At 42.6% G+C, this 24,452-nt stretch carries 18 protein-coding genes; 7 read left to right on the top strand and 11 right to left on the bottom strand.

The annotated features are described in order from the left end of the window. The first annotated feature begins 109 nt into the window (after positions 1–109). Complete coding sequence (locus DEO27_RS15885) at positions 110–1,258, top strand: sensor histidine kinase (protein WP_112573981.1); 1,149 nt, start codon at positions 110–112, stop codon at positions 1,256–1,258. Beyond that, positions 1,255–1,947 (top strand): LytR/AlgR family response regulator transcription factor, encoded by a 693-nt coding sequence (locus DEO27_RS15880; RefSeq protein ID WP_112573980.1) that lies wholly within the window; start codon positions 1,255–1,257, stop codon positions 1,945–1,947. The genes DEO27_RS15885 and DEO27_RS15880 overlap by 4 nt, the downstream gene beginning before the upstream one ends. A 20-nt stretch (positions 1,948–1,967) precedes the next feature. Here the strand turns inward: DEO27_RS15880 and DEO27_RS15875 are convergent, their stop codons facing one another. Then, complete coding sequence (locus DEO27_RS15875; RefSeq protein WP_112573979.1) at positions 1,968–2,252, bottom strand: hypothetical protein; 285 nt, start codon at positions 2,250–2,252, stop codon at positions 1,968–1,970. Positions 2,253–2,533: 281 nt separating this feature from the next. Between DEO27_RS15875 and DEO27_RS15870 the strand changes: the two genes are divergently transcribed. After that, positions 2,534–2,935 carry a response regulator gene (locus tag DEO27_RS15870; protein ID WP_112573978.1) on the top strand — a complete coding sequence of 134 codons (402 nt, stop codon included), beginning with the start codon at positions 2,534–2,536 and terminating at the stop codon, positions 2,933–2,935. Positions 2,936–3,114: 179 nt separating this feature from the next. Here the strand turns inward: DEO27_RS15870 and DEO27_RS15865 are convergent, their stop codons facing one another. The 4 genes from DEO27_RS15865 to DEO27_RS15850 all read right to left on the bottom strand — a co-directional run bounded on the left by DEO27_RS15865 (position 3,115) and on the right by DEO27_RS15850 (position 10,933). Next, a complete protein-coding gene (locus DEO27_RS15865) occupies positions 3,115–4,320 on the bottom strand; it encodes a sensor histidine kinase (protein ID WP_146750080.1) in 1,206 nt (401 codons plus the stop codon). A gap of 356 nt (positions 4,321–4,676) precedes the next feature. Continuing rightward, positions 4,677–6,197 (bottom strand): RagB/SusD family nutrient uptake outer membrane protein, encoded by a 1,521-nt coding sequence (locus DEO27_RS15860; RefSeq protein WP_112573976.1) that lies wholly within the window; start codon positions 6,195–6,197, stop codon positions 4,677–4,679. Between the two features lie 8 nt (positions 6,198–6,205). Next, a complete protein-coding gene (locus DEO27_RS15855) occupies positions 6,206–9,625 on the bottom strand; it encodes a TonB-dependent receptor (protein ID WP_112573975.1) in 3,420 nt (1,139 codons plus the stop codon). 135 nt (positions 9,626–9,760) lie between these two features. Then, positions 9,761–10,933, bottom strand: a complete 1,173-nt coding sequence (locus DEO27_RS15850) for a FecR family protein (protein ID WP_112573974.1) — start codon at positions 10,931–10,933, stop codon at positions 9,761–9,763. Between the two features lie 128 nt (positions 10,934–11,061). Between DEO27_RS15850 and DEO27_RS15845 the strand changes: the two genes are divergently transcribed. Further along, on the top strand, positions 11,062–11,646 hold the full coding sequence (locus tag DEO27_RS15845) for an RNA polymerase sigma factor (protein WP_112573973.1): 585 nt from the start codon (positions 11,062–11,064) through the stop codon (positions 11,644–11,646). A gap of 191 nt (positions 11,647–11,837) precedes the next feature. Continuing rightward, a complete protein-coding gene (locus DEO27_RS15840) occupies positions 11,838–12,818 on the top strand; it encodes an amidohydrolase family protein (protein ID WP_112573972.1) in 981 nt (326 codons plus the stop codon). Between the two features lie 30 nt (positions 12,819–12,848). Here DEO27_RS15840 and DEO27_RS31740 read toward each other — a convergent pair whose 3' ends face one another. The 3 genes from DEO27_RS31740 to DEO27_RS15830 all read right to left on the bottom strand — a co-directional run bounded on the left by DEO27_RS31740 (position 12,849) and on the right by DEO27_RS15830 (position 16,177). Continuing rightward, positions 12,849–14,213 (bottom strand): outer membrane beta-barrel family protein, encoded by a 1,365-nt coding sequence (locus DEO27_RS31740; protein ID WP_262714183.1) that lies wholly within the window; start codon positions 14,211–14,213, stop codon positions 12,849–12,851. 14 nt (positions 14,214–14,227) lie between these two features. Beyond that, positions 14,228–15,301, bottom strand: a complete 1,074-nt coding sequence (locus tag DEO27_RS31735; RefSeq protein ID WP_223817960.1) for a TonB-dependent receptor — start codon at positions 15,299–15,301, stop codon at positions 14,228–14,230. Between the two features lie 72 nt (positions 15,302–15,373). Beyond that, complete coding sequence (locus DEO27_RS15830) at positions 15,374–16,177, bottom strand: AraC family transcriptional regulator (RefSeq protein ID WP_112573971.1); 804 nt, start codon at positions 16,175–16,177, stop codon at positions 15,374–15,376. 277 nt (positions 16,178–16,454) lie between these two features. Here DEO27_RS15830 and DEO27_RS15825 point away from each other — a divergent pair, with 277 nt between their 5' ends. Together DEO27_RS15825 and DEO27_RS15820 are read left to right on the top strand one after the other, a co-directional pair. Next, on the top strand, positions 16,455–19,316 hold the full coding sequence (locus DEO27_RS15825; protein WP_112573970.1) for an ATP-binding protein: 2,862 nt from the start codon (positions 16,455–16,457) through the stop codon (positions 19,314–19,316). Between the two features lie 69 nt (positions 19,317–19,385). Next, positions 19,386–20,015 (top strand): response regulator, encoded by a 630-nt coding sequence (locus DEO27_RS15820; RefSeq protein ID WP_112573969.1) that lies wholly within the window; start codon positions 19,386–19,388, stop codon positions 20,013–20,015. A 419-nt stretch (positions 20,016–20,434) separates the two neighbouring features. Here the strand turns inward: DEO27_RS15820 and xrtY are convergent, their stop codons facing one another. The 3 genes from xrtY to DEO27_RS15805 are packed head-to-tail and all read right to left on the bottom strand — an operon-like array spanning position 20,435 to position 24,452. After that, on the bottom strand, positions 20,435–21,850 hold the full coding sequence (gene xrtY, locus DEO27_RS31475) for an exosortase Y (RefSeq protein ID WP_112573968.1): 1,416 nt from the start codon (positions 21,848–21,850) through the stop codon (positions 20,435–20,437). Positions 21,851–21,895: 45 nt separating this feature from the next. Further along, positions 21,896–23,308: an exosortase Y-associated Wzy-like protein gene (locus tag DEO27_RS15810; RefSeq protein ID WP_112573967.1), complete on the bottom strand. Its 1,413-nt coding sequence runs from the start codon at positions 23,306–23,308 to the stop codon at positions 21,896–21,898. After that, a complete protein-coding gene (locus DEO27_RS15805) occupies positions 23,298–24,452 on the bottom strand; it encodes a glycosyltransferase family 4 protein (protein WP_112573966.1) in 1,155 nt (384 codons plus the stop codon). The genes DEO27_RS15810 and DEO27_RS15805 overlap by 11 nt, the downstream gene beginning before the upstream one ends.

Below are 24,452 nucleotides of genomic sequence, written 5' to 3'. Positions count from 1 at the left end.
GCCGATAGCTCCTGGCCCGGATTTCAAAAAATGCAGGTTTACCCATCAAATCACTATATTAACATCAATAATTTATAAATGAGCAGGGTGGTAATATACCTTTGACCTTATGCGCCGCATTAAAGCCAAATACATTATTGAAATACTGATCCACCTGGCGTTCTGGATTGGGGTTTACTATACACTGAGCTCATTAACCAGTTCAACTATCAGTGTGCGCGTAAACCACAATGGGAATATCATGGAAAAAAGAGCGGTGGATACCATTTTTCCCTATTCGCGTTTTACACTCGTTTTTTTGGCCCTGCTTTTTTATGGCAACATATTTTGGGTGTTTAAATGGGCACTTCGTTATAAAAGTATAGCTATAGGTATTGCCATAGCTTTGGGATGGTTTATATTGATCTTTGTTGCCAATTATATTTTTGTCGGATCTAAGCTAAGTAGTAACCTTCCGATTGGGCCACCAATACCTGATTTTCCAGGGGCTAAGGATAGTCACGATCATCTTATTTCAAACCGTACCTCCATTTTTGCCATGGGCAACTGGGTGCACATGCAGCTTACGATGCTGCTTATCTTCTTTACTACAGCCGGGCTGTCGATAGCTTATTTCTTTTTAAAGGAATGGGCACGCAATGAACTGGCGCGAAACCAGCTGCAGGCTTATCAGCTGAGTACCGAGATCAAGTTCCTCAAATCACAGATCAATCCGCATTTCCTGTTCAATACACTTAATAACCTGTTTTCGATGGCGCAGGAAAAGGGGAATGACGAACTTGCTGATGGGATCTCCAAACTTTCGGGCATGATGCGTTATATGATCTATGACAGTAATACGGGAGGGGTACCCCTTAACAAGGAGATAGCCTACCTGGAAGATTGTATCACACTTAATAAACTACGTTATGCCGATGATGAGGTATGTGTGTTATTTGATTATCCATCCCAAACCGGAAAGATCACCATAGCACCAATGCTTTTTATCCCCTTTGTTGAAAATGCCTTTAAACATGGTGTTGCCATAGGCCATACGTCGGATATTCGTATAGTTATTTTGATTTCAGGCAACAAGTTGATTTTTACCTGTACCAATCCGAAATATAGAGCTGTAAAAAAGATGGAAGATGAAAAGAGCGGGATAGGGCTTGAAAATGTAAAACGGCGGCTTGATCTGCTATATCCGGATAAGCATAACCTGCAGATAAGTGACGATGAGGGGAAATATATTGTTAAACTTGAAATTGACCTGGAATGATATCCTGTATTGCCATTGATGATGAACCTAAGGCGCTGGAAGTGATTGAACGTTATTGCCACAAAACCAGCCTGGTTGATTTGAAAGCCACCTTTCGTGAACCGGTAAAGGCAATTGAGTTTCTGAACCGGGAGAAAATAGATCTCATTTTCCTGGACATTAATATGCCCGATATCAGCGGAATGCAGCTGGTGCAAACCTTATCGCCCAGGCCAATGATTATTTTTACGACTGCCTACAGCCATTATGCGGTAGAAAGTTATGACCTTAACGCGCTCGACTACTTGCTTAAACCCATCACTTTTGAGCGTTATCTTGCGGCAATAAATAAAGCTGTGGGTAAACTGCCGTCAAAAAATAATACCGGCAATGAGGATGAACAAACGGTTTTTATTAAAAGTGGCCCGCAAACGTACCAGGTTAAGGTAGGGGAGATCTTATACCTGGAAAAAGACGGCAACTATATTACCATTCATTTGAAAGACAGGAATATCCTGATCCGCGAAAACATGGGTGATATTTTTGATCTTGTACCGGCGACAGATTTTCTGCGGGTGCACAAATCATACGTAGTGGCCATTAAGCATATCGCCATGATCGAAGTACATCAACTTATTATCAATGGCGAAAAAATCCCCATCGGCAGCACTTATCGTGACCCTTTACGCAGCAGATTAGGCCTGAAATAATATCTTTTGGGAACTGTATTTTAAGAGCCCGACTTCCAGATCTTGAAACTGTTTTCGTAAACGCCTTCAGCATCGCGAATAATGAGCGAAAGGTGCTCCTTGCGCACAGGGAAATGCTGATCAACAGATTGATAGATATGCTGAAGCAGGCTGCCCAGTTTATGTTCTACTTCAAAACGGGAAATCGATACCACAATCTGGTTGGCAACTGCAGTAACGGTTCCGCCTGCTGCCAGCTGGCTTTTGATCAGGTGTGCTACAGCCGAACTAAGATCGGCTATTTGGGAAAGCTCTAATGGATTCATCTTCGGAAGCTATAACAATAAATAATCAACCTTGTTTTAACCAGTGAATACTCACAAATAAATGTATGTGTTTGGTTATATATATGCAACAATTAATTAGTTTTTGACCCGGTAATTAAATTAACAGACCGTTGTTTATTTTTTCATATGCCAAAGAAATCATATCTTGTACCCGTTCAGTTGTAAAAATATTATGCTGGTAATACCGGCAGTTTAAATAAAGCCGGAGCCGTACATGGTTCGGGCGACCTAAGCATCTACTAAATTACCGGAGGAACAACATGAATTATACTAAACCTGAAAGGGTTCTGGTTATTGATGACGAATCTATTAACAATTTTATAGCTCAGTCTATACTCAAAAAATACTATCCCGATATTAATGTTAAGTGTTGCCTGAGTGCCCAGGAGGGCCTTGATTTTTTACACAAACTTAAAGCGGATGGTTATTCATTACCCGAATACATCTTTCTTGATCTCAACATGCGGGTAATGGATGGCTGGGATTTTCTTGACGAATATATAGCATCGGGCTATTCTCCTGAAGGTACCCGGATTGTTATTTTAAGCTCATCGGTATTTAAACATGACGCTGATCGCGCTATGGCATATAATGTGGTTTTTGATTTTATAAGCAAGCCACTATCGCCAGAACATCTGCATAAATTATTTAATGCGGAGTAATTAATGGCGTACGTGTTTGCTAAGAACACGATAGGAATACTGTCTGTATCATATCCCGATAGTAAGCGAATCTCTGTTTTTAATCTTTATTTCGGGAAGTGATAGATAAGAAGTCTTTCATCTCTTAGTGTACAATGGAAGGGATTGGGGCAGAATTGCACGCTGATTATCCGACCGCTCTAAATTGCAGTAAGCGTTTCGCTCGTCCCTGTTTTAATGGTTTCCCGTTGGTGTAAAGGAAACTCTACAAAAAATGTGGTACCACTTTTAGGATGGCATTCAAACCATATTTTTCCTTCAAGCGCTTCGGTAAACTGTTTACATAGCACAAGACCAAGGCCTGCGCCTTTCTCATTGCCTGTTCCCGGTACAGATCCTGAATTTAAATTGAAGATATCATCCGATAATTGAACCGGCTGTCCGTTTCCGCTATCGCTTACAGCTATCCTGCATATGCCATTTTCGGAGGCGGTAGTAACAGTTATGGTTCCGCCCGGAGCGGTGAATTTAATGGCATTGTTAACCAGGTTCCTGATAATCAGTTGAACCATATCGCCATTGGCAACGATTTCAGAAAGCGGATCAAGCGCCATTTGAAAGGTGATCTTTTTCCGTTGTGCTATTGGTTGAAAAATAAGCAGATGCGAAGAAAGCAATGCGGAAACATTAACAACCGTTCTGGTGAATTTGATCCCGTCCATCTGGTTCTTTGACCAGGAAAGCACATTATTAAGCAAATCTAATGTCCCCCTGGTTGAAAGGAGCAACTGTTCTTCTATCTCCGACCTTTCCTCAATATTCAAGTTGATTTGAGAAAGAAGCTCGAGGTAGTTTTGAATATTTGAAAGGGGAGCCCGCAAATCATGTGAAATGATGGACAGCAATTTATTTTTTTCGTCATTAAGCACTTTCATTTCGGCTGTTTTTTCTTCTGCCGATTGCTTCTCAATTTCATAATTCCTTCTTATTACGTAAAACGTAAATAAAATAACTGCTACTACAGTGACATAGGCCGAGCTAAGATCAACATATCGGTCGAGTTTCCTGGTATAGGTAAACGGTACCCAGCCACCGTGTTGGTATTGGAGGTAATGCAACACCAAAAGGATCAGGATATTACTTGTCACCGCAATCCAGTACCGTTTAACGGGTACTACGGCAACCATGATAACTATTACCAATACAAAGAAAAGATCAGTCGGCCCATCAACTCCGGAGTTTAGAAAGTAGTTGACGGTAAACAGAACAAGACTTGTAGAGCAAAATATAAAGATGCCTATACCGGTATACGCTTTGATCCTGGACGCGAGATAGAGAACAATAACAATCAGTAGAGTCCCCGCGCTTATAAAAGCGATGTCAGGAAGGCCTACAAAAAAATTCAAGGGAATGTTATAGACAAGGGCAAGAATGCATATCAGGCAGATGGAGTGAAAAATCCGGGTTGTTAGCGGCAAATCCTTTCCATTTCCAACCAGGCGGGACCAAATCCCTGAAATCTTATCAAAAACTACCAACCTGCAAATGAATAATTGTAACTATCGTAAAAAACACGCTTCGGAATGCTAAGACGGGTTAATTATACGAATTTAAAACTATTATGTTTAAAATTTTAGTTGCTGGAGCTTGGTATTGAACTTAGATTTAGCGGTGTCGCTAACTTTTACAAAGGATGTTGACGAAATATTTTTAGTGTTAATAAAAAAGCAGCGGTGAATTTGCCGCTGCTTTTTTCAATTGATTATTTATAATCCGGATTTTGTATCAGGACACCTCCGCTCTTATCAATTTCTGTTTGAGGGAGTGGCCAGTGGTAAAACTTATCCTCAAAATGATAATTAATGAGGGTTGATTTTACCGCGTTAAGCACAGGGCCGGCAATGTGCCATCTTAACAGATCATAATGGCGCAAGCCTTCAAAAGCAAGCTCAACACGGCGTTCATGCCTGATGCGTTCGCGCATCTGATCTTTGGTATAACCGGTCGGATAGGCAGGCATATTTGCACGTGCACGTAAATCTGCCATGGCTTTATAAACCGTAGCATCAGGACCCGCAATCTCATTTTGCGCTTCAGCATACATCAGCATTACTTCGCCTAAACGTAATATAACTGCGTCCTGCTGGCTAAGGGTGGAGAAACCATAAGGGATGTTGTTAGGTTCCAGGAACTTGATAATACCGTAGCCTGTAGGCCTAAGGTTGGAAGGATGGTGAACTTTGCCGGGGCCAAAATAAACCGAATCAGCATATACGGTTTTAGCAAGCCTCGGGTCGCGGTTATTAAACTGGTTTTTAGTATCAGTTAACGGCGAAGTACCGTACGGTTGACCATCAGTACACTCGTAGGCATCTACCATGTTTTGCATTGGCGCGCAGGCATCCCAGTCGCCATAATACATATCCCACGGAGCTGTATTATTTGGTGCCAGGAAGTTAACCGAAAACATGATCTCGGTGTTGTTTTTCTGGGTAGCATCCCTGAAGATGTCTTCAAAATTGGTGCTTAATTTGTATTGGCCCATCAAATCAAGACAAAGGTCGCGCACCTGGGTTAGCATGGTAGCGTCAGCAGTACCGGTGTTACCGAAAGCTGCAAATAGTAATACCCTTGCCTTTAAAGCTTTGGCAGATGATGCCGCGGCATGGCCACCGTTAGCGTAATAAGCGTTGCTGCTCAAATTAGCAATGCCATAATCAAGATCGGCAGTAATTTGAGCGAGTACCTGTGCCGCAGGCACCTTAGGTTGTTTTTGATTGCTCAGGCCAAGCGGCTGTACTACCAAAGGTACATCACCATAAATGCTGTATAACTGGAAGTAAAGAAAGGCGCGGATAAACCTTACTTCGCCTTCGTAAATTTTACGCTGGCTATCAGAAATATCCGCGCCTTTGTAACCGCCTAAGTTTTGCAGAAATAAGTTTACTCTTGCAATGCCAACATAGCTGTCGTTATAAATAGCAGTTTCGTAACCGCCGGTTGTAGGGTTAAAATTACCCTGTACAAAATCTTTAGCAGCTCCCGAATTAAACTGGTTATAGCCGTTATCGGTAAACCCATCCCTAAAGCCCATGCCATAGGAAAATTCTTCGGTTTGAAGTGAAGCGTAAACAGCTGCTAAAGCTGCATCAAAATCCGCCTTCGTTTTATAGAAAGTTGAGGTGGCGATCTGGTCGTTAGGATTAAGGTCCAGCGCCTTTTTACATGCGCCTAAAAACAGCGATGTAATTAATATGATGGTTATTATAATTCGATTTTTCATGGGGCTAATTAAAAGGAAACGTTCAAACCAAAAGAGTAGATTTTATTTTGCGGGTACTGCACCTGGTCGCCGCTGCCATAACGCTCAGGGTCAAGGCCTTTAAACTTGGTAATGGTTAACAAGTTATCGCCTGCAAAATAAACCCTAAACCTGTTGATACCTATCTTTTTGGTAAGCTGCGACGGAAGGGTATAACCAAACACCAGGTTTTTAAGTCTTAAGTATGATGCATCCTGCAGGAAATATGAAGACCGGCGACCGATTTTATCAGGTGCACTTTGGCCGAAATAAAGGCGTGGCATAGTGGTTGAAGGATGCTCTGGTGTCCAGGCGTTCAGCCAATCTGTAGTTGGCGATGATCCCTGTACAAAAGGTATAGTGCCCCAACCAGATACATATGATTTAACGCCGTAAACGCCCTGCATCATGGCCGACAAATCAAAACCTTTAAAGCTGGCCGATAAATTAAATGAGTAATTTAATTTTGGATAAACACCGCCAATAATTGTTCTGTCATTCTGGTCAATTTTGCCGTCACCGTTTACATCTTTATATTTTAAGTCGCCTGGTAGTGTAGAGTCAGAAAACTGTTTAGGTGAATTAGCTACCTCTTGTGCCGACTGGAATATGCCGATAACCTGCAACATATAGAATGAATTCCATGGCTGTCCGTTTTGGTTAATGGTATAGTCGCCAATTTCGGTCTGACCAAATTTTACCAGTTTGTTCCTGTTATGATCAACGTTTGCGCCTACATTAAAGGCTAAACCTCTTAAAGCACCGTCAGTTATTACGTTATTGTATGATATGCCAAGCTCAATACCACGGTTATTCACCGAACCGTCATTAATAGTAGGTGCGCTTAAGCCAACAGCCGCTGTAACCTGGGCCTGTCTTAAAATATCAGATGTTGTTTTGTTATACCAATCGGCAGTTAAGTTAAAGTTTTTGAAAACGGTAACATCCAGGCCAATATCAGTCATGGTGGTAGTTTCCCATTTAATGGCCGGGTTGTTCAGGTTTTGCTGAGCTACACCGGTTACCAATGTTGAATTGTCAAAAGAATAGTTACCGGTGAAATTCAGTAAGGCCTGATATGGATAATTGGCGCCGTAGCCATTAATAACTATATTCTGATTACCCAATTGTCCCCATGAGCCTCTTAGTTTGAAGTTATCCAGCCAGGTTAAATTCATAGCTTTTACAAAAGGCTCTTCTGTAACACGCCAGCCCGCCGAAAACGATGGAAACACGCCCCATTTGTTTTTGCCGGCAAATTTTGAACTTCCGTCATCGCGCACGTTAGCCTCTAACAGGTAACGGCCCAGATAATCATAATTTAAACGGCCGAAGTACGACATTAAAGCCCATTGATTGCTGCTGCCATAAGCATTTTGTATGTCCGAACCGCCTGCATTCAACTCCTGCAGATCAAGGTCTGGAAAGTTTTTGCGGTAGCCCTGCAGGTATTGATATTTACTTTGCTCAATACTGTAGCCAACTTGTGCCTTAAGGTTATGCCCATGAAAGTTATGCGCGTAGTTTAAATAACTGAATAAGTTGGTGTATACGGTTTGCTCATCCTGATCGGTTAAGCCTTTACCAAGGTCAAGTGAGGTAGCCAGTTGATTTGTTTTAAAGTTGTACTCATCAAGGGTAGCTTTAAAATCCTTGTACTTATTCATGTTAAAGTTCACCGCACCTTTAGTATACCATGAAAAGTCTTTGTTAAACTGAACTTCAAACCAACCCTGAGCATTTACCGCATAATCATTAGTGATCCTCCGGAAGTTTTGATCCAATACAGCTATAGGGTTTTTGTTGTTGTACTCAAAGTCGTAAGCTTTGTAGGTGTAATGCCCGCTGCCGTCAGTTAGGTAAGGGCCGTAAGTAGGCGCCTGTGACATGGCCGAAAGAAAAAGGTCCATCGATGAACCATCCCATTGGCTTGGCGATGAAGGGTTACCGGCTACAGCGCCCCTGGTACCCGATTTTAGCAATACGTTAGTACCAAATTTGATATGATCATTGATTTTTGAAGTTAGGTTGATACGCGCGCTATATCTTTTGTAATCAAATCCCCGCTCAATACCATCCTGATCAACATAGCCTAATGATACATTGTAAGTGGTTTTTTCGCTGCCGCCGCTAAAAGTCAGGTTGTGGTTTTGTGTTACCGCTGTCCTGAAGATGAGGCTTAGCCAATCGGTATTCGGATAATGCAGCCTGTCTGTACTGGTGCGGTACAGGTCGATCTGATCTTGCGGATAAAGTGAACCCGGATCTGTTGTACCGCTGTTGATACGGGCCTGGTTAAACATCTCCATATATTGGGCAGAGTTGGTTACCAGTTTAAACATTTTAGTAGGACTGTTGTAGCCTAAATTACCATCATAAGTAACAGACATCTGGCCGGCTTTACCTTGTTTGGTTGTTACCAATACCACGCCGTTTGCGGCCCTTGAACCATATATGGAAGCCGAAGCTGCGTCTTTCAAAACAGATATGTTATCAATATCAGTTGGGTTAAGATCAGCAAAGTTACCCGGAACACCATCAATCAACACCAATGGATCTGAACCTGCACCGCTAAACGTGCTGTTACCGCGGATACGGATAGATACAGCCTCGTTTCCCGGCTCGCCAGAACCTGTGTTTACCTGTACACCCGGAGCTAAACCTTCAAGCATTGACGCTGTATTCACTACCGGGCGTTTATTCAATGTTTCGCCGGTTACCGTTGCTACGGCACCTGTAAGGTTTACCTTCTTTTGTGTACCGTAACCAACCACCACAATTTCGTTAAGTGCCGATGTTTGTTCTTTAAGTACTACATCAATTTTGGTTTGGTTACCAACCGTTATCTCCTGGTTAACAAAGCCTACAAATGAGTAAACCAGTACGGCGTTATTATCTACAGTAATGCTATAATTACCGTCGATATTGGTTTGCGCACCTGTGTTGCTGCCTTTAACCTTTATGGTTACTCCTGGTAAAGGGGCACCTTTCTGATCTTTTACCGTACCTGTAACTGTTATCACCTGTACCGGTTTCTTTTCAGCCGGTTTGGGTGTAACTACAATGGTGGTATTGTTAATGACATAACTAAAAGGCTGATCACGGAAACACTCGCGCAATACCTCTTCAAGTGCTGCATCCTTAAGGTCTACACTTACGGGCAACGCCTTTTTTAGCATTTTGGTGTTATAAAGCACGCTATAGCCGCTTTGCCTGTGGATGTCCTTAAGCGTTTCCACCAGCGAAGCGTTATTTTTACTTAGGCTTATCCTTTGTGCAAATGTGGTTGAGGCACTTACCTGAAGTATCGAAACCAGACACAAAAAGAACGACAATTTCATGATCAGAAATATTTTTGATACAGCACGGGGTATCTGCCCGCGCTTTAATGCAGTAGAATTTTTGTACATTTGAATGTTAGGTTAAATAATTGGTTGTGAGAAAAATGATCGTTAACTGACCTGATTTGCTACCCGTAGCATTGTGCCAGGGGCGGTGCGAACGCTCCTGGCCATCTTTAAGGATAGCATTATGTAAGTAGCTGATTACTTCATAATGATAACCCTCCTTCCTTCAATTTTGTAATGGATACTGCCGGTTAGCTTAATATTATCAAGCAACTCTTTAATATCCCTGTATTTTGATATAGTACCACCAAATTCATTTTCCTGAACCTGGGCATCCTGATATTCAACATCCACATCGTACCAGCGGCTTACCTGCTTCATGATATTCACAATACTTTGATCATGAAATACAAAAAAGCCGTTTATCCACGCCATGTTTGCTTCAACATCGGCCTTTTGTACCTTTATTGATGAACCGTTTTGATTTACACTACCTTGCTGACCCGGTAACAGCATTACTGCCGCCAGGCCTTTACTCATTTTAACTGAGCCTTCAAGCAACGTGGTGGTGATTTCCTGGTTATCGTTATATGCGTTAATGTTAAAGTGGGTGCCAAATACCTGTACCTGCGTACCATTGGCCTTAACTATAAATGGATGGGCCTTATCTTTTGCAACCTCAAAATAGGCCTCGCCGGTCAATTCAACTTCGCGGTTGGTCCCGTTAAAAAACTCCGGGAACCTGATTGATGAAGCAGCGTTGAGCTGTACTTTGGTGCCATCTGCCAATATTACCTGGTATTGGCCACCACGGGGAGTAGTAATGGTATTGATTTCGGGGATGTCTTTTTGTCCCTGTTCACCAGCTTTTCTGTCGAATTTATAAACTACTACTCCATTACTTGTTTTATTTACTTTCACCCCGGATTGATTTGCCAGTGCTCCATTTTTTGCGTCATCGAGTACAATCTGCGACCCGTTGGCTAAGGTGAGGTAGGCTTTGTTGCTGCCCGGAACAATAGGTTTTGGGTGTTTATTTGCTGTCAGGTTTACATTACCAGTTTCCTGATTTTTTTTAGCAGGGATAAAAAGCAATCCTGCTGATAAAGCCACCAGTAAAACTGCCGCTATTTGCAACCACCAGCTTTTATAAATTTTGTGTTTGCTTATTGATACTACTTTGCGGTTTTGGTTTAGGCGTTGCCATATACGGGCGCGTACATCGGTTTCATTAGCATCTTCATCATCCCAACCTTCTTCGGCCAATAGCATTTCATCGCGGTATGTATCCAATAGCTGTTTTTCAGCATCGGTACATTGGCCGCTCATGTATTTCTCATACAGTGCCAGGAACTCGTCTTTGGTTATCATTAGGTTGTAATTGCAGGTTTATATGGTGTTAGTGTAAATTTCATGCGGGCACACACATACATTTTTTGATTTTTTTTTACAGACTGTCTTAAGTGTTGAATTATTCCTAATTTTATCCGACCAGTTATATGCACAATACCCCTGTTAGTGATCCGGAGCTTTGGCTTGCCGTGCGTAACGACGATGAGCATGCGTTTGCTATGCTTTTTGACCGTTATTGGGTGAGGTTGTATAAAACTGCCCTCAGATACCTGAAAGACCGCGAGCAAAGCGAAGAGGCAGTACATGATGTTTTCCTGAATATTTGGGAACGCCGCGGTCAACTGGAAATAGAATCTGTTCCTAATTTTTTATTATCGGCCATTCGCTACCAGGTTTACAACCGTATGCGTGCCGCGAAGCCACCAATAACGTTAGAACTTGGCGACCTGGAAATGAGCAACCTGCCAGATTATAATCAGGGCGATTTCCGTATCAAAAACCAGGAACTGTTACAGGAGCTAAGTCAGTACCTGGAAAAGCTACCTAAACGCTGCCAGGAAATATTTTATATGAGCCGTATGGACAACCTGAGCAATCAGGAAATAGCCGGCCGCCTCGGAATATCCAAACGAACCGTCGAAAATCAGATAACCATGGCGCTGAAACATCTGCGGAGCTGCTTTAAACAAGTATCGACTATACTTTGCCTATATTATATGTTTTTTAAATAGTAAGCGCATAACATTGCGCGGTACTCCTTGTTTGTTTTCCGGTAATTGTTCAATTCTATATAGATTATATTGCTCATAATGTATTTTGAACAGTGTGTTATACCGTGAATCGTGCTATTAATCTCGTTAATTGTCCATTGATGGTCAACACGCGCTGTATTTACTTTGTATTGATTTAAATACTTGTGAAAATGAGAATAGTAACCATAGAAGAGCATGTTTCATTTCCGGAGATGAGCGGATTTTTGCCTGCCGATATACTTAGTAAAAGACGACATTCGAGTGCCGCCGCACAGATGATGCCCAAGCTGGCCGATATCTCCGGCGAACGTTTAGCCTCAATGGACCAATGTGGTATTTCGATGCAGGTGCTTTCAGTCGAAAACACAGATGTGAATTTATTAGACAGTACTGCGGCACCATATTTTGCCACAAAATACAATAATATGCTGGCCGAAAAGATCAGTGATCACCTCGGGCGTTTTACTGCATTTGCCCACCTGCCGATGACCGCGCCAATGGCTGCCGCAGATGAGTTGGAACGCACGGTAAACGATTTAGGTTTCCGAGGTGCCATGATCAGAGGCCTTACCAACGGCGAGTTTCTGGATGCGCCTAAATTTGCACCAATATTTGAAAAAGCCGAAAAACTTGACGTTCCAATCTACATTCATCCGGGACTGCCGCCGCAAGCAGTACTGGACGCATACTATAGTAATGTTGGCGGTAAAACAGGAGCGTTTGAGGCAATAGCTTGCTGGGGATGGGGCTGGCATTCTGAAACGGCAGTCCACGTACTTAGGCTTTTAGCAGCAGGTACATTTGATAAGTATCCGAAGCTAAAGGTTGTCATTGGCCACATGGGCGAAATGCTGCCTATGATGTGGGTGCGGTCAAACCGGGCATTTCAACCTGGTAGTGGGGGCGCAAATCAACGTACGCTGGATGATACTTTTCGTGAGCAGTTGTATATAACCACAAGCGGCTTTTTTACGCAGCCACCATTGCAACTGGCCCTGGATACCATCGGTATCGACAACATTATCCTGTCGGTAGATTACCCTTTTAGCAGTAACCAGATGGGTATTGATTTCTTGAATGAAATACAACTTCCGCCCGATCAGGTAGCAAAAATTGCACACCAAAATGCCGACAAGCTTCTTGGGCTTTAAGATGAATAGAGGTTTGTTGATTTCGCAGCATTAAAACTCCCGGTCGTTCAATTCGCTGTTAGGTAATTTTAGCTTGCTGGTAAAACGGTTGAGGTTAAAACTCAGGTTGATCAATAACACATTGATTTCATAGATGTAATTAGTGGTGGTATAGAAGTCGGTACCCGAAGTGGTGATCCGTTGCCTGGCCGCGTTAAAAATGCCGATATTTTGCCAGAGCAATGATGCTGCCAAGCGGCCGTTTATAAAAGTTTTCTTTACCGAAGTATTGGGAATAAAATACCGGGAATCTTCGCCCTGGGCTGTAGGGCGTTTAGACAGGTAGTTGAAATTAGCCTGCGCGCTCCAGGTTTTACTGAACTGGAAAGCCGTGTTCATATTTAATGAATAGGCCCAGCGCCGGTTGTTAACAACAAAAGGCTGATCAAGAATACGGATATCGCCGCTGATATGATAATTATAAGCGTTGGCGCCTATGTATAAGCTCCACCATTTCTTGAGTTGCAGGTTAGTACCCATTTCTACGCCTATTTGGGTGGCTGCGCCTGCATTGGTATAAACCCGGTTCAGCATGGTATCTGCGTAAACACTATTAAGGCGCTGTATTGGGTTTTTGATATGCTGGTAATAGCCGGTTAAAAAGAACGTGCCTGATTTAAAGTTATGTGTCAAACCCAGTTCTGCCTGATCAATAAACTCGGGTAGCAGGTCTGGGTCGCCTTCTTCCTGTGTTTCCGAATGTTCGCGCTCGGGGATAGGGTTCAGCTCCAGGTTGGTGGTACGGTTAATGCGTCTGCTGTAATCGGCCTTAAGCTTCCAACCCTCGCTTAAATTATACTGTACTAATACGGATGGAAACAGGTTTGACAAATTGAGCCGGTGTACTGTTGGATCATAGGAAAGGGTAACCGACCGGGTGGCATATTCATACCGCAAGCCTCCGTTATATTCCCATTGCCCCGATTTACCTGTGTACTGACTATAAACAGAGTTGATAACATTTTTGGCATGTAGGGTACCCTGAAACTTGGCCGCGTCTGGTTGCGAAGTTGGAGGTGTAACTAAATAATCAAATTGTCCGTCCTGCGTATCATACCTTAACTGGTAACCGCTTTCCAGCTTGCCATTTCCTATGGGCAGGCTATGATCCAACTTTAAGCGATAGCCCGTGATAGGGCGTTTGTAAGGGTTGTATACATATTGGATGGTATCGTTTGTATTAGGATAGTGCAGGTTGCGGTTTTTGGTGTTGCCGTAAAGATCTGCGTGTTCATAAACCATACCCGCAGCCAGGGTTGATTTATCATGAAAAGTATGCGTATAATCCAGGTTGGCCAGGGCAAAGCTACCCTCTTTTGTTTGGAGGTTGGAATTATAATAGGTTGTATTTTTAATAAGCGCGTTATTGCTCAGGTTTGATGTAGTGTTGTGATAGAGGAGATCGGCAACACGATCCTGGTAAGTTGGTCCAGGAACAGACCTCCCGAGAAAACATTGGCCGCATCTGCCGTGAAGTTGATGGACGCGCGACCGGCATAATTGTACTTTTTGAAACTGCGTTCTCCGGTTGAAGGGAAGCGGGTGATAGTGCCTGCAGCAAAGTTTTTGGTGTAAACATCACCTTCGCGATACCCGGCATTGTCGTTGCGGTTATAGTTACCACCTACCGAAATATCCCATTTGCCTTTGCGGTAATTCAGGGTGGCATCGGCCCCAAATCGTAAAGGTTTACGCGTATTACCGAAATCGCCGGTACTGGGTAAACCACCCTGTACGTTGGTTGCCAGTGTTATGCCATCTGTAGTGCCTTTTTTTGTGATGATATTGAGAATGCCACCCCGCCCGTCGGGATCGTATTTAGCCGATGGCGAGGTAATTACTTCAATATTCGCTATCGAATTAGCGGGTATTTGCGAAAGCACGGTTTGCGCATCGGTAATAACTGGTTTGCCATTTACAAGCACCATAAAGCTTTCTGAACCTCGCATGCTGATGTTCCCTTCGCCATTAACAGATACCGATGGCAGGTTTTTGATCACATCAATAGCCGAGCCACCGCGGGCGGCCTCAAACTGACCGGCTCTGTAAACCTGCCTGTCAATTTTATTAACAGCATTTACCTGCTGTCCCCTCACATTTACTTCGTTCAGCAGTTTACTGGCCGGTTGTAAAAGCACGTCGCCGAGATTGAGTTGCTGGCCTTGAGTTAGGCGGATATCTGTTTTGATTATGTCACGGTAGCCGATAAATGCAATTTTTAAGCGATAAGTTCCGGCTGCTATTTTGCCGAATTCGAATACGCCGTTGGCTTTGGTAACCGTGCCCGCCACCAAGACCGAATCGCCGGAATGGATCATGGCAACGCTCGTATATTCTATTGGATGATGATTTTGACTATCCAATACCCTGCCTTTTAGCTGGGCGGTTTGTGCGAGAAGGAGTACCGGGCTGCAAAGCAGAAAAAAAGCAAAAAGTTGTTTCATGGCTGATTCTTGCCCAAAAATACCCTGACGTTTGCAGGGTGCGCGGTAGTATTGCAGCCTTATACGGTATATTTAGTGCCTGGACTGTGATAATTCGCGGTATGCCCCCGGGGTAAGGTTAGTATTGGTTTTAAAAAACTTAACAAAGTGGGAGGTATCGGTGAAATGCAATACATGCGCAATCTCTTTGATCGGGTGATCGGTGGCTGATAACAAGGTTTTGGCCTCAAGCAGCAGGCGTTCAGTCAGCATCATCGACGGGGTTTTGCCGTTAGCTTCGCGGCAAACCTGGATGAGCTGATGTGTGGAGATATTCAACTCATCTGCATAATCTTTCACATTTTTTGCCCCTGCATCAGTAATATGCAACAGGCTTTTGAACTGGTAATATAAAGCGTTTGCGGGCGGCTTTGGGTCCTTGCCAGAAAGTGCGGCGGTTTTTTCCAGGAGCAGGCGCATATAAGCCATTAGTACCGGGACCTCTGTTTGGGTTTGCGCGTATTCTTCATGAAATAAGGCCAGTAACTGCATATAAGCGCGGCTGTCCTGCACATCTATCAGTATATTCAGCTGGTAAACCAGTGCCAGTAGCTGCGCGTCCAACAACTCCTCCTTAAACAATACCACATAACCTTTGGGGATCCGGGTAAAATTCCAGCAATGCGTTTGCCCTGGTTTCAGGAAAAATATCATGGGCGGGTTTATCTCGTATGTAATATCATCTATTACGTGTTCGCCTGCCCCGTCGCTCAAAACAATCAGCTCAAAATACCCGGCGTGTTTGTGCGGCACGGTAGGTTTAATCACTTCCTTAAAAGGACTGATCTTTAAAATCTGCTCCTGGCCAATCTTTGATTTAAACGGTAATATGCTCATGTCTGCTCAAAAATAAGCAACGTATTAAAATCTTCACTGCTTGCTCAGGGTAACTTTTTCGTGTTTGATAGTACTATTATATAATATCTGCCTGAACCATATCAATTAATATTACGTTTAGACAGATTATATATAATTATAATAGGGAAGGAGCTTACTTATTTGCATGGCATTTCTTTCTATATTTATCAGTTGATATAATTAACGGGGTTATATATTTTGTATAGTTGTATCTTGTTTAAAGAGTACCGATAATGAATCGATACAAATAATAAAAATGCCGCTAAAAAGCTCTTTTTTTAAATTCTTAGTAATAACGTTGTTTTTATTCCCGTGGCGGGTATATGCCGATACGCCCTACCAGGTAGTTTACCTTAAAAACTACAACGCTACGGAGGGCTTGCTCAGTTCGAGGGTTAATTATATCATGCAGGACAGCCGGGGCTTTATCTGGATAGCCACAGATAAAGGCGTAAGCAGGTTTGATGGTCAGCATTTCAAAAATTTCACATCGGCCGATGGCCTGGAAAGCAATGAATGTTTCCGGATAGCGGAAGACAACTACCACCGGATTTTTTTTTACTGCAGTAACTATAAGGTTTGTTACTATGAAAACGGACTTATACGTAAGCTTAACTCATCTCAAAAGGTACTTGTATTACCTTTTGCCAATTTCTTTTTTAACCGTTATAATGAGCTTTGTGTAAATTACAGGCTAACTACTAAAGTATATCACTTTGACGAGCTAAAATCAAAAAGGCATACCCTCCGACACCTAAGCGGGTATATTTATGGCTCGGACGGAGAAGAGATTATCCTATCTGAAAATGACCTCGATATGCTTGAAAAAGAGCTTTCAGAGGGCCAGTTAAATTATGAAACAGCTAATAACAATACCAGGCCTTATAGATTAGCTATTGAACAAAATCACCTGTTATTAATAACTAAAGACTGGGTGCATGTTTATCAGTATGAAAGAAGCGGGATCATTCCTCTTGAGAAATTCTCCTTTACCGGTAACGTGACCTCAGTTTATCTCACCGGGAAACACACCTTTGCCGTTACCACGGTAAAGCAAGGCACATATATTATAGACTATATCACCGGCGAACGAAGAAACTATCTGAATAATCATATCACTACCTCAACCCTTATCGACAGAGAAAATAATTTATGGTTTGGTAGTTATGATAAAGGCTTTTTTTTAAGTACCAACCCCGAAGTAAAAGTTATTGATCAGGAAAGCGGCCTTGCAAATGAAGATGCTTTAAAATTGGGCATCGCGGGAGGCTACCTTTTTGCCGGGCATGTTTTAAGCACGCTGAGTTATATAAAACTTGACGCTAATCCGAGGCCGCCGCTAGGCACTATATCCTTAAATCAAAACCGGTCGGACTTTAACCGGATCACCAATCTGCTTACCATTCCGGGTAACAGGCTCCTTATTGGCACAGATAACGGCATATTCGGATTAGATGTTTCCAAAAATAACCCGTCATCATGGCACCCCGAAAATTATTTTTTCGGCCCAATAAAAGGAATTGAGCAGCGGCCTGATACAGTGTATTTTATTTCACAAAACGCAGTTGTTGCATTGTCAAAGCAGTTCAAACGTATAAAAGGTTACAGATTTAAACCAGTACGCATGACATCCCTTGCCTGGTTTGACAACAAGCTGCTGATAGGTTCACTTTACGGGTTGTATCGGTTAAAGCCAACCACTAATGATATTTATTATGTGCGGTTATTAGCCAATAAAGGGATAAATGCTGTTAAATGCCTGGCCGCAAATGATAAGGCATATGCAGTAGGTACCGAAGCCCAGGGCTTATTTTTATTTGCCGGGGAAAGAACGATTCAATTTAACTCGCCTTTGATCTCTTCGGGCGATATCCGTAGACTGGTATGGACGGATGCTAACACCTTGTGGGCTTGTACGGCAAATGGGGTAAGTGTTATTAGCTTCAGTAACAATTATCACGATTACAAGGTAAGCCTGATCAATACCAGTAACGGGCTTCCGTCAGATAACGTGGCCGATGTAGTAAAATACGGTCTTAATTATTATATAGCGACAGACAGGGGCATAGCAGTTACTCAAAACCTGGGGAACAGGCACCTGCCCAAACCAGTACTGATTAATGACGGGGCGCCCGGAGCTCAAAATAATTTTACTTACGGCCAGCCGGTTGTGTTTAATTGCGTTGCCTTATCCTACAAAAGCATGGGCAAAATACAATACCGGTTCAGGCTAAAGGGTGTTGATAAAAATTGGAGTGTTGCACCTACCGGTGAAAAACGGTTTGACCTGTTGCCTCCGGGAAACTATGAGCTGGAAGCAGTGGCGGCCGACCGTTTCAACCAATTGAGCTCCTCGCTTATTTTTCAGTTTACCGTGATGCCTTTATGGTATCAGCAGGTATGGCTCCAGGCCCTGGCTGTTATCAGCGCGATAGTTATAGTGTTTTTGCTGGTACGTAAATACTATCTGTCTATTATCGGCTTACAAAAAAAGGATTATGAAAACGAGCTTGCCCTGCAACGGGAACGTCAGCGGATTAGTAGTGAAGTACATGACGATTTGGGGGCAAGTATCTCAGGTATTAAGTTACGAACCGAGCTGTTGAGCCGGAAGGTAGCCGATCAGCCCGACTTTCAGGAAATAGATGGCATTCATGAGGCTATTACGGATATATCTACCCAGATGAGGCTGATTATCTGGAGCCTTGACCCGGAAAACGATGAGGTAAGTAACCTGGCCAACTTTATTCATAAGCAAGCTATTAAGATATTTGAATTCAGTAATGTAAGCTTTCATGAAAATACCTCGGTTGGGGAAACTGTAACTATTATCAGTGGCGAGAAGAGGCGGCAGATATACCTGCTTGTGAAAGAAGTTTTAAATAATATTGTTAAGCATTCCAAGGCGCGAAACGCCTATTTGACAATCAACCTTTATAAGGAACGGCTGCATATCAGCATCCGTGATGATGGCCGCGGTTTTGATCCGGATATTCGTAAGCATGAAACCATGGGGCTCCGTAACATTCATGCGCGTGCAAAAAGGTTAAATGCAGAGTTGAAAATTGATACGGCCCCCGGAAAAGGTACATCCGTAAGCATTAAACTAAGCCTTTAACTACCCCATAATAGGTATAACGAAAGCCGGGACAAATTAAGATATTAGCGTTTTATATTTACCGAAGGCATGCTCCAGATCATTTTAATAGAGGATAATTTACATTACCGGCGCGGACTGGAACAGATTATTCATGACATGAGCGGAGTAAGCTTGATGGGATCATATACCAATGCCGAATCCGTATTAAAAAAGATAGATCAGCTTAAACCGGATATTTTCATAGTTGACATCAATCTTGAGGGTATGTCTGGAATTGAATTTATACGACGGGCTAAACCTTTTCTGCCAAATACCGAATTTTTAGTGTGTACTATAAACGACGATAATACCAATATTTTTGAATCGTTAAAAAGCGGCGCGACCGGTTATATGCTCAAGGAATCATCGGCAGATGAGATCAGGAGCGCGATCAACGAGATAGCGGCGGGCGGTTCGCCCATGAGCGCCTATATCTCGCGCAGGGTGATAGCATCATTTAATACAGCATCGGCAAAGCCGGCTGTTGTTTCCTCCGAAAATCTTACAGAGCGTGAAGTTGAAGTCCTTAACCACCTGGCGCGTGGCCTGCAATACAAAGAAATTGCAGATCGCCTTGAAATTTCTACAGGTACGGTAAAAAAACATATCCGCAATACCTACGTTAAGCTGCAGGTACAAAACAAAGTGGAAGCCATTAATAAATTCAGGGCTATCTGATATACCACTTTTTCAGTATTGCGGAGACCGGACGTTAAAGCTAATTTAGCATCATAAAGAAACTGAGGGGTGGAGTTTAAATTTGCTGCCTGTTAGTGATTTAAAACCTAAACCTTATCATAAATCTAAATTCGTGACCGTAAGGTCGCGGGTTTCTTTGTTGAAGCAAAGCAAAGTAGCTAATTTTAGTTTGCATCATAATGCGATCTGAAATTTTTTTATGAACTTTTTGTAGCCGGGAAGTTTACAGTTTAAGCCGCTTATAAAATCAAAAATTTTAATAGATAATTTTCAAAACCAGGGATTTTAGCTTTCCATTTTTGGGTATTGGCACCAGTAAGCTTTCTGCGTTGAATCAAATTTGTAGTAGTCGGGGAAGGAGAGGCCGAAAGGGGAGTTATTTTGAAAGAAGAGAAGATCTAATCACCCTGACTTTTGACCTGGTCGTGTTTGGCAATCCAAACATACAGGCTGATCATGATGATAATGTATATGATGATGTTAAAAATAGTGTGATGATCAACAATCCGGTTGGCTTTTTTGCTCCAAAACAAAGCCAAGAGCACAAAGCGTATAATATTTAAGGACTGAATAACCAAGACCCCGGATACGAGGAAAATGATCTTTTGCTTTAATGATTTAGGATAAGAAATCACAAAGGCGGCAAAAAAACTCATTAACCCTAACCCCAGGCAGGAATAGACCACCTCGATAGAACCTTTACCAGCCACCAATAGCTGAGTACCGTTATGTATAGCTGTAAAGCCCAGCCAGTTTAGGATTTGCGTGCTGCAGCTCAATAAAAACCAACGTAAACTCTGAATGTAATTGAGGTTATCGGCCAGGAAAGGATAATAATGATTGCCCGGGCTGGTAGCACCATAAAACAGGATGTTGAAATAATAAAATATCACAAACAAAAACAGGAAACTAAACGCGAATTTGAAAGGCGAAACCATTGCGTATTTTTTATCTTCTTTCTTCTGCGGACCTTTAATAAGCTCGTCAATTTTTACATCCACAATTAACCTGAACCAAAAGCCCTGTAAAAAATGGAATATTACACCGGTTCGCCCTTCTAAAATACCCAACTGAAAAATCATCCTATAGGTAAAATAAATCAGGGGTCTCACATAGCGAGGTAGTTGCCACCACAAATTTTTTAGCCAGGCGGTACGTTCATCGGGCGAGCCAAATAAAGTTGGATTGAGTGTTTGTGTCCTCAATTTTTGTATGCGTTCCACCTCTTCATTCGCCAGTAAATCGCTGTAGCGGTTGTGTTTGGCTATCCAAAAACTGATTTGATTTTCTTTTAGGTTTTCTTCCAAAATGTGCCCATCCTTCCAAACTTCGGTTTTGCCCGGTACAATGAAGCGGTGGTCCATGTTTTCATTAAGGTCTGAATACCCTTTGCCGTAGCGGATCATTTTTAACAGGTAAAAAGGATAATAGCCTCCATGTTTTATCCATTGCCCCTTAAAGTAATTTTTACGGTTAAAGTAAATGCCATCAATATCCTGGTGGTCTTCATCTTTGAAATCACGAAGTTTTTGTTGAAGCTCGGGCGTTACTTCCTGGTCGGCATCCAGGCAAATGACCCATGGCGTTTTAATATCGAAATTTTTAAGCGCGAAATCCCATTGTTTAGGATGATTTTCGAATGGATGTTGTAAAATAACAGCCCCTGCATTTTGCGCTATATTGATGGTATTATCTTCACTGCCGGAGTCTAAGATAAAAACAGGGGCGTTTAAATCTCTGATGGATGCCAGCAAACGGGGCAGATGCTGCTCCTCGTTATAGGTTAAAATGATGAAGGAATATAAAGGTGTCAATAATTACGCTATCTGTTATACAAACTTACGTTTTCTTTAACGGCTTTAAACCTCTTTTAAAATGTTGGCTGCAGTAAGGATCTTGTGGATGGCCAACATACTGATATAACTCCAGAATATGTTGTTGATGATAAATTCGAAGCTAAGTCCGCGCCACATGATTTGGAATAATCCGCTAAAGATCAAGGCAGTGCCCAGGATATAGCCGCCGAAGAGTTTCTCTGCCTTTACCGAAATTATTTGCGCAATAGCCCCATAAACCAGCATAATGACAAATATGCCCGGAGCGCCGGCGGTGAGATAAGCATCGACAATAAAAGCCGGCTTAGCCGATACCGAGGAAGCCCTGTTAACTACACCAGCGTCAAAAACGCGCTCCATCACCAAGTCTTCCGTAATAGGTTTTGCAGGCCAGAAAATACGTGGTACAAGTGCTATTGCTGATTGCTCGAACAATTTCGTTCCGTAAAAATCAATGGTTTTTGGTGTCGATTGCGTGAATTTGATGAACATATCGACTTCGCTGAGCCTGAAGACCAGGAAGCCCCAGTTAGAGTCATCTTCCTCTCCTGTATTTGCGCTGTTTATGGCCGCGTCAAGGGCCAGTTGTGTAGCCTCATCGGCAGATGCATCCCCCGACCATGCGTTCTGCCGGAAAATACGGTTATAGGTGGGGAGGAACATGAATAAAAGTAACAATGCAGGAACGAAAACACCTATCACAATTTTTTTATAGTTGGGATATAAGAAAATGCCTAAAACCAATACACTGATAATGATCGGTTCTTTAAATCCCGACGTTAAGGCCTGGTAAAAGTTAAATATGTAGAAGATGAAACAAATTAATGTGTTACCGGGCTTTTTTAAGGGTATAGCGAAAGCGAGGGCCAGGGTGCCTGCGATAAAACTAAGTGAACTGAATTGATTGGCAAATTGGGACAGACCAGGAACCTTGGTGAAAAGTATAGACGCCGGAAAGCTAACGACAGCGAACATCATTAAAAGATTAGCCAGCTTTTCCTTCGAGATATAGTACTTTGACTTGGTTTCATAATTCATGAACATTAAAATACCCGAAGCAAAAGAAGCATGCGCAAGGCAATAATAACGCTGGCATTGAGCAGTATGCTCCAGCCGGTCTTTATCAATCAGGGTGGTAGCCACCTTTTCGAAATTCTCATAACCCAACACATCCATAAAATAAAAAATAGATGTACAAGCCATATAGCCCGCAAAAATGATTTGCACCATAAAAATAGGGCGCATGAGTTGTTCGGCTATGCCTCTGTCTGTTGGTAGGGGTTTTACCCATCCGGTCAGGGTAAGGAAAAATATGAGGAAAGAACCCAGCCAGGCCACGCAGTATGATAGCTTAGGATCGCCGCTAAACAACATGGCTAAAGCCCAGGGTATAAATAGTACAATAATACGCTCAAGGGGCGCCTGGTTATTTTGCATAGGTATTCTTCAGCGTTTTCAGGATGGTTTCGGCCTGGATTTCAAAGCTCCAGGAGGCTACCTTAGTTTTGGCGTTGTTGCCTAAGGTGCTCAACCCTGTTTTGTTTTCAAGCAACAAAGATAACTTTTGGATTAAAGAAGACCGGCTTCCGGCTTCAAACATCTCCCCGTTGATACCCGAATCTACAAGATCAATTGCACAGCCACATTTATCAGATACAAGTACAGGGCGGCCTGCGGCCATTGCCTCGTTTACCGCAAGTCCCCATGTTTCGTTAGGCCCTTTTGAAGGGAGGCAAAATATATTGCATGACTGGTATATGGCAGGCATGACCGATTGATTTTGGAATGGTAAGAAATGAACTTTTTCCGAATCAGCTGCACTTGCTTTAAGGGAATTTTCCAAAGGCCCATTTCCAACAAACAACAGATGAGCATTTGGTATGCCCATCGATAGAAAAGCATCAAGTAACATCTGCGGAGATTTTTTTTCCTCCAGTTTACCTGCGAATAAAATAACCCTATCATCTGGTTTAATACCAAGGCCGGATCTTATATTAGTTGCTTCCTGCGACCTGTCTACCTCGAACCTATTATTGTCTATAGCGTGAGGTGCAAAAAAAAGTTGATCGGACTTTAACCCATATTTCTGAAAATATGCTTTGTTGTTAGTACCAACGTAAAAAACATAATTAACATGGCTGTACACCCAACGCAGCACAAGTGAGCGTAACAGGTTTTTGATGCCTTTCTGTCCGTCAAGTAATGTTGAATCACCACGAAAATAAAGCGGTATTTTATTCTTGAAATGGCGTATCACTTTCAAGTGGCTGTTATAAGCCCATCCGTATATCAAAATAGCATCGGGCTGCCAATTTTTTACCTGGTTGATCAGGTCGGGATTAACGATTCCTTTAAAATGATGGGAGCCTGGGTTTGGAGCGGTGTTTTTAACCCACTGGTAAGGGTAGCCATCAAGCAGCGGAATATCCCAGGCTATCGTTTTGCCGAAACCGGGATCAAACTTTTGTTGAGCTTCCTCACCCCAAGTATAAAATACCATCACCTCTATGCTTTGGCTTAGCAGCTTAAACACCGGCGCATAGTATTGAATAGGGTGGGTGGTAATAATGGCGAGGCGCAT

Source organism: Mucilaginibacter rubeus (genome assembly GCF_003286415.2).
In the GTDB taxonomy this organism is placed as follows: Bacteria; Bacteroidota; Bacteroidia; order Sphingobacteriales; family Sphingobacteriaceae; genus Mucilaginibacter; species Mucilaginibacter rubeus_A.
This window is presented reverse-complemented; position numbering and strand designations above follow the sequence as displayed.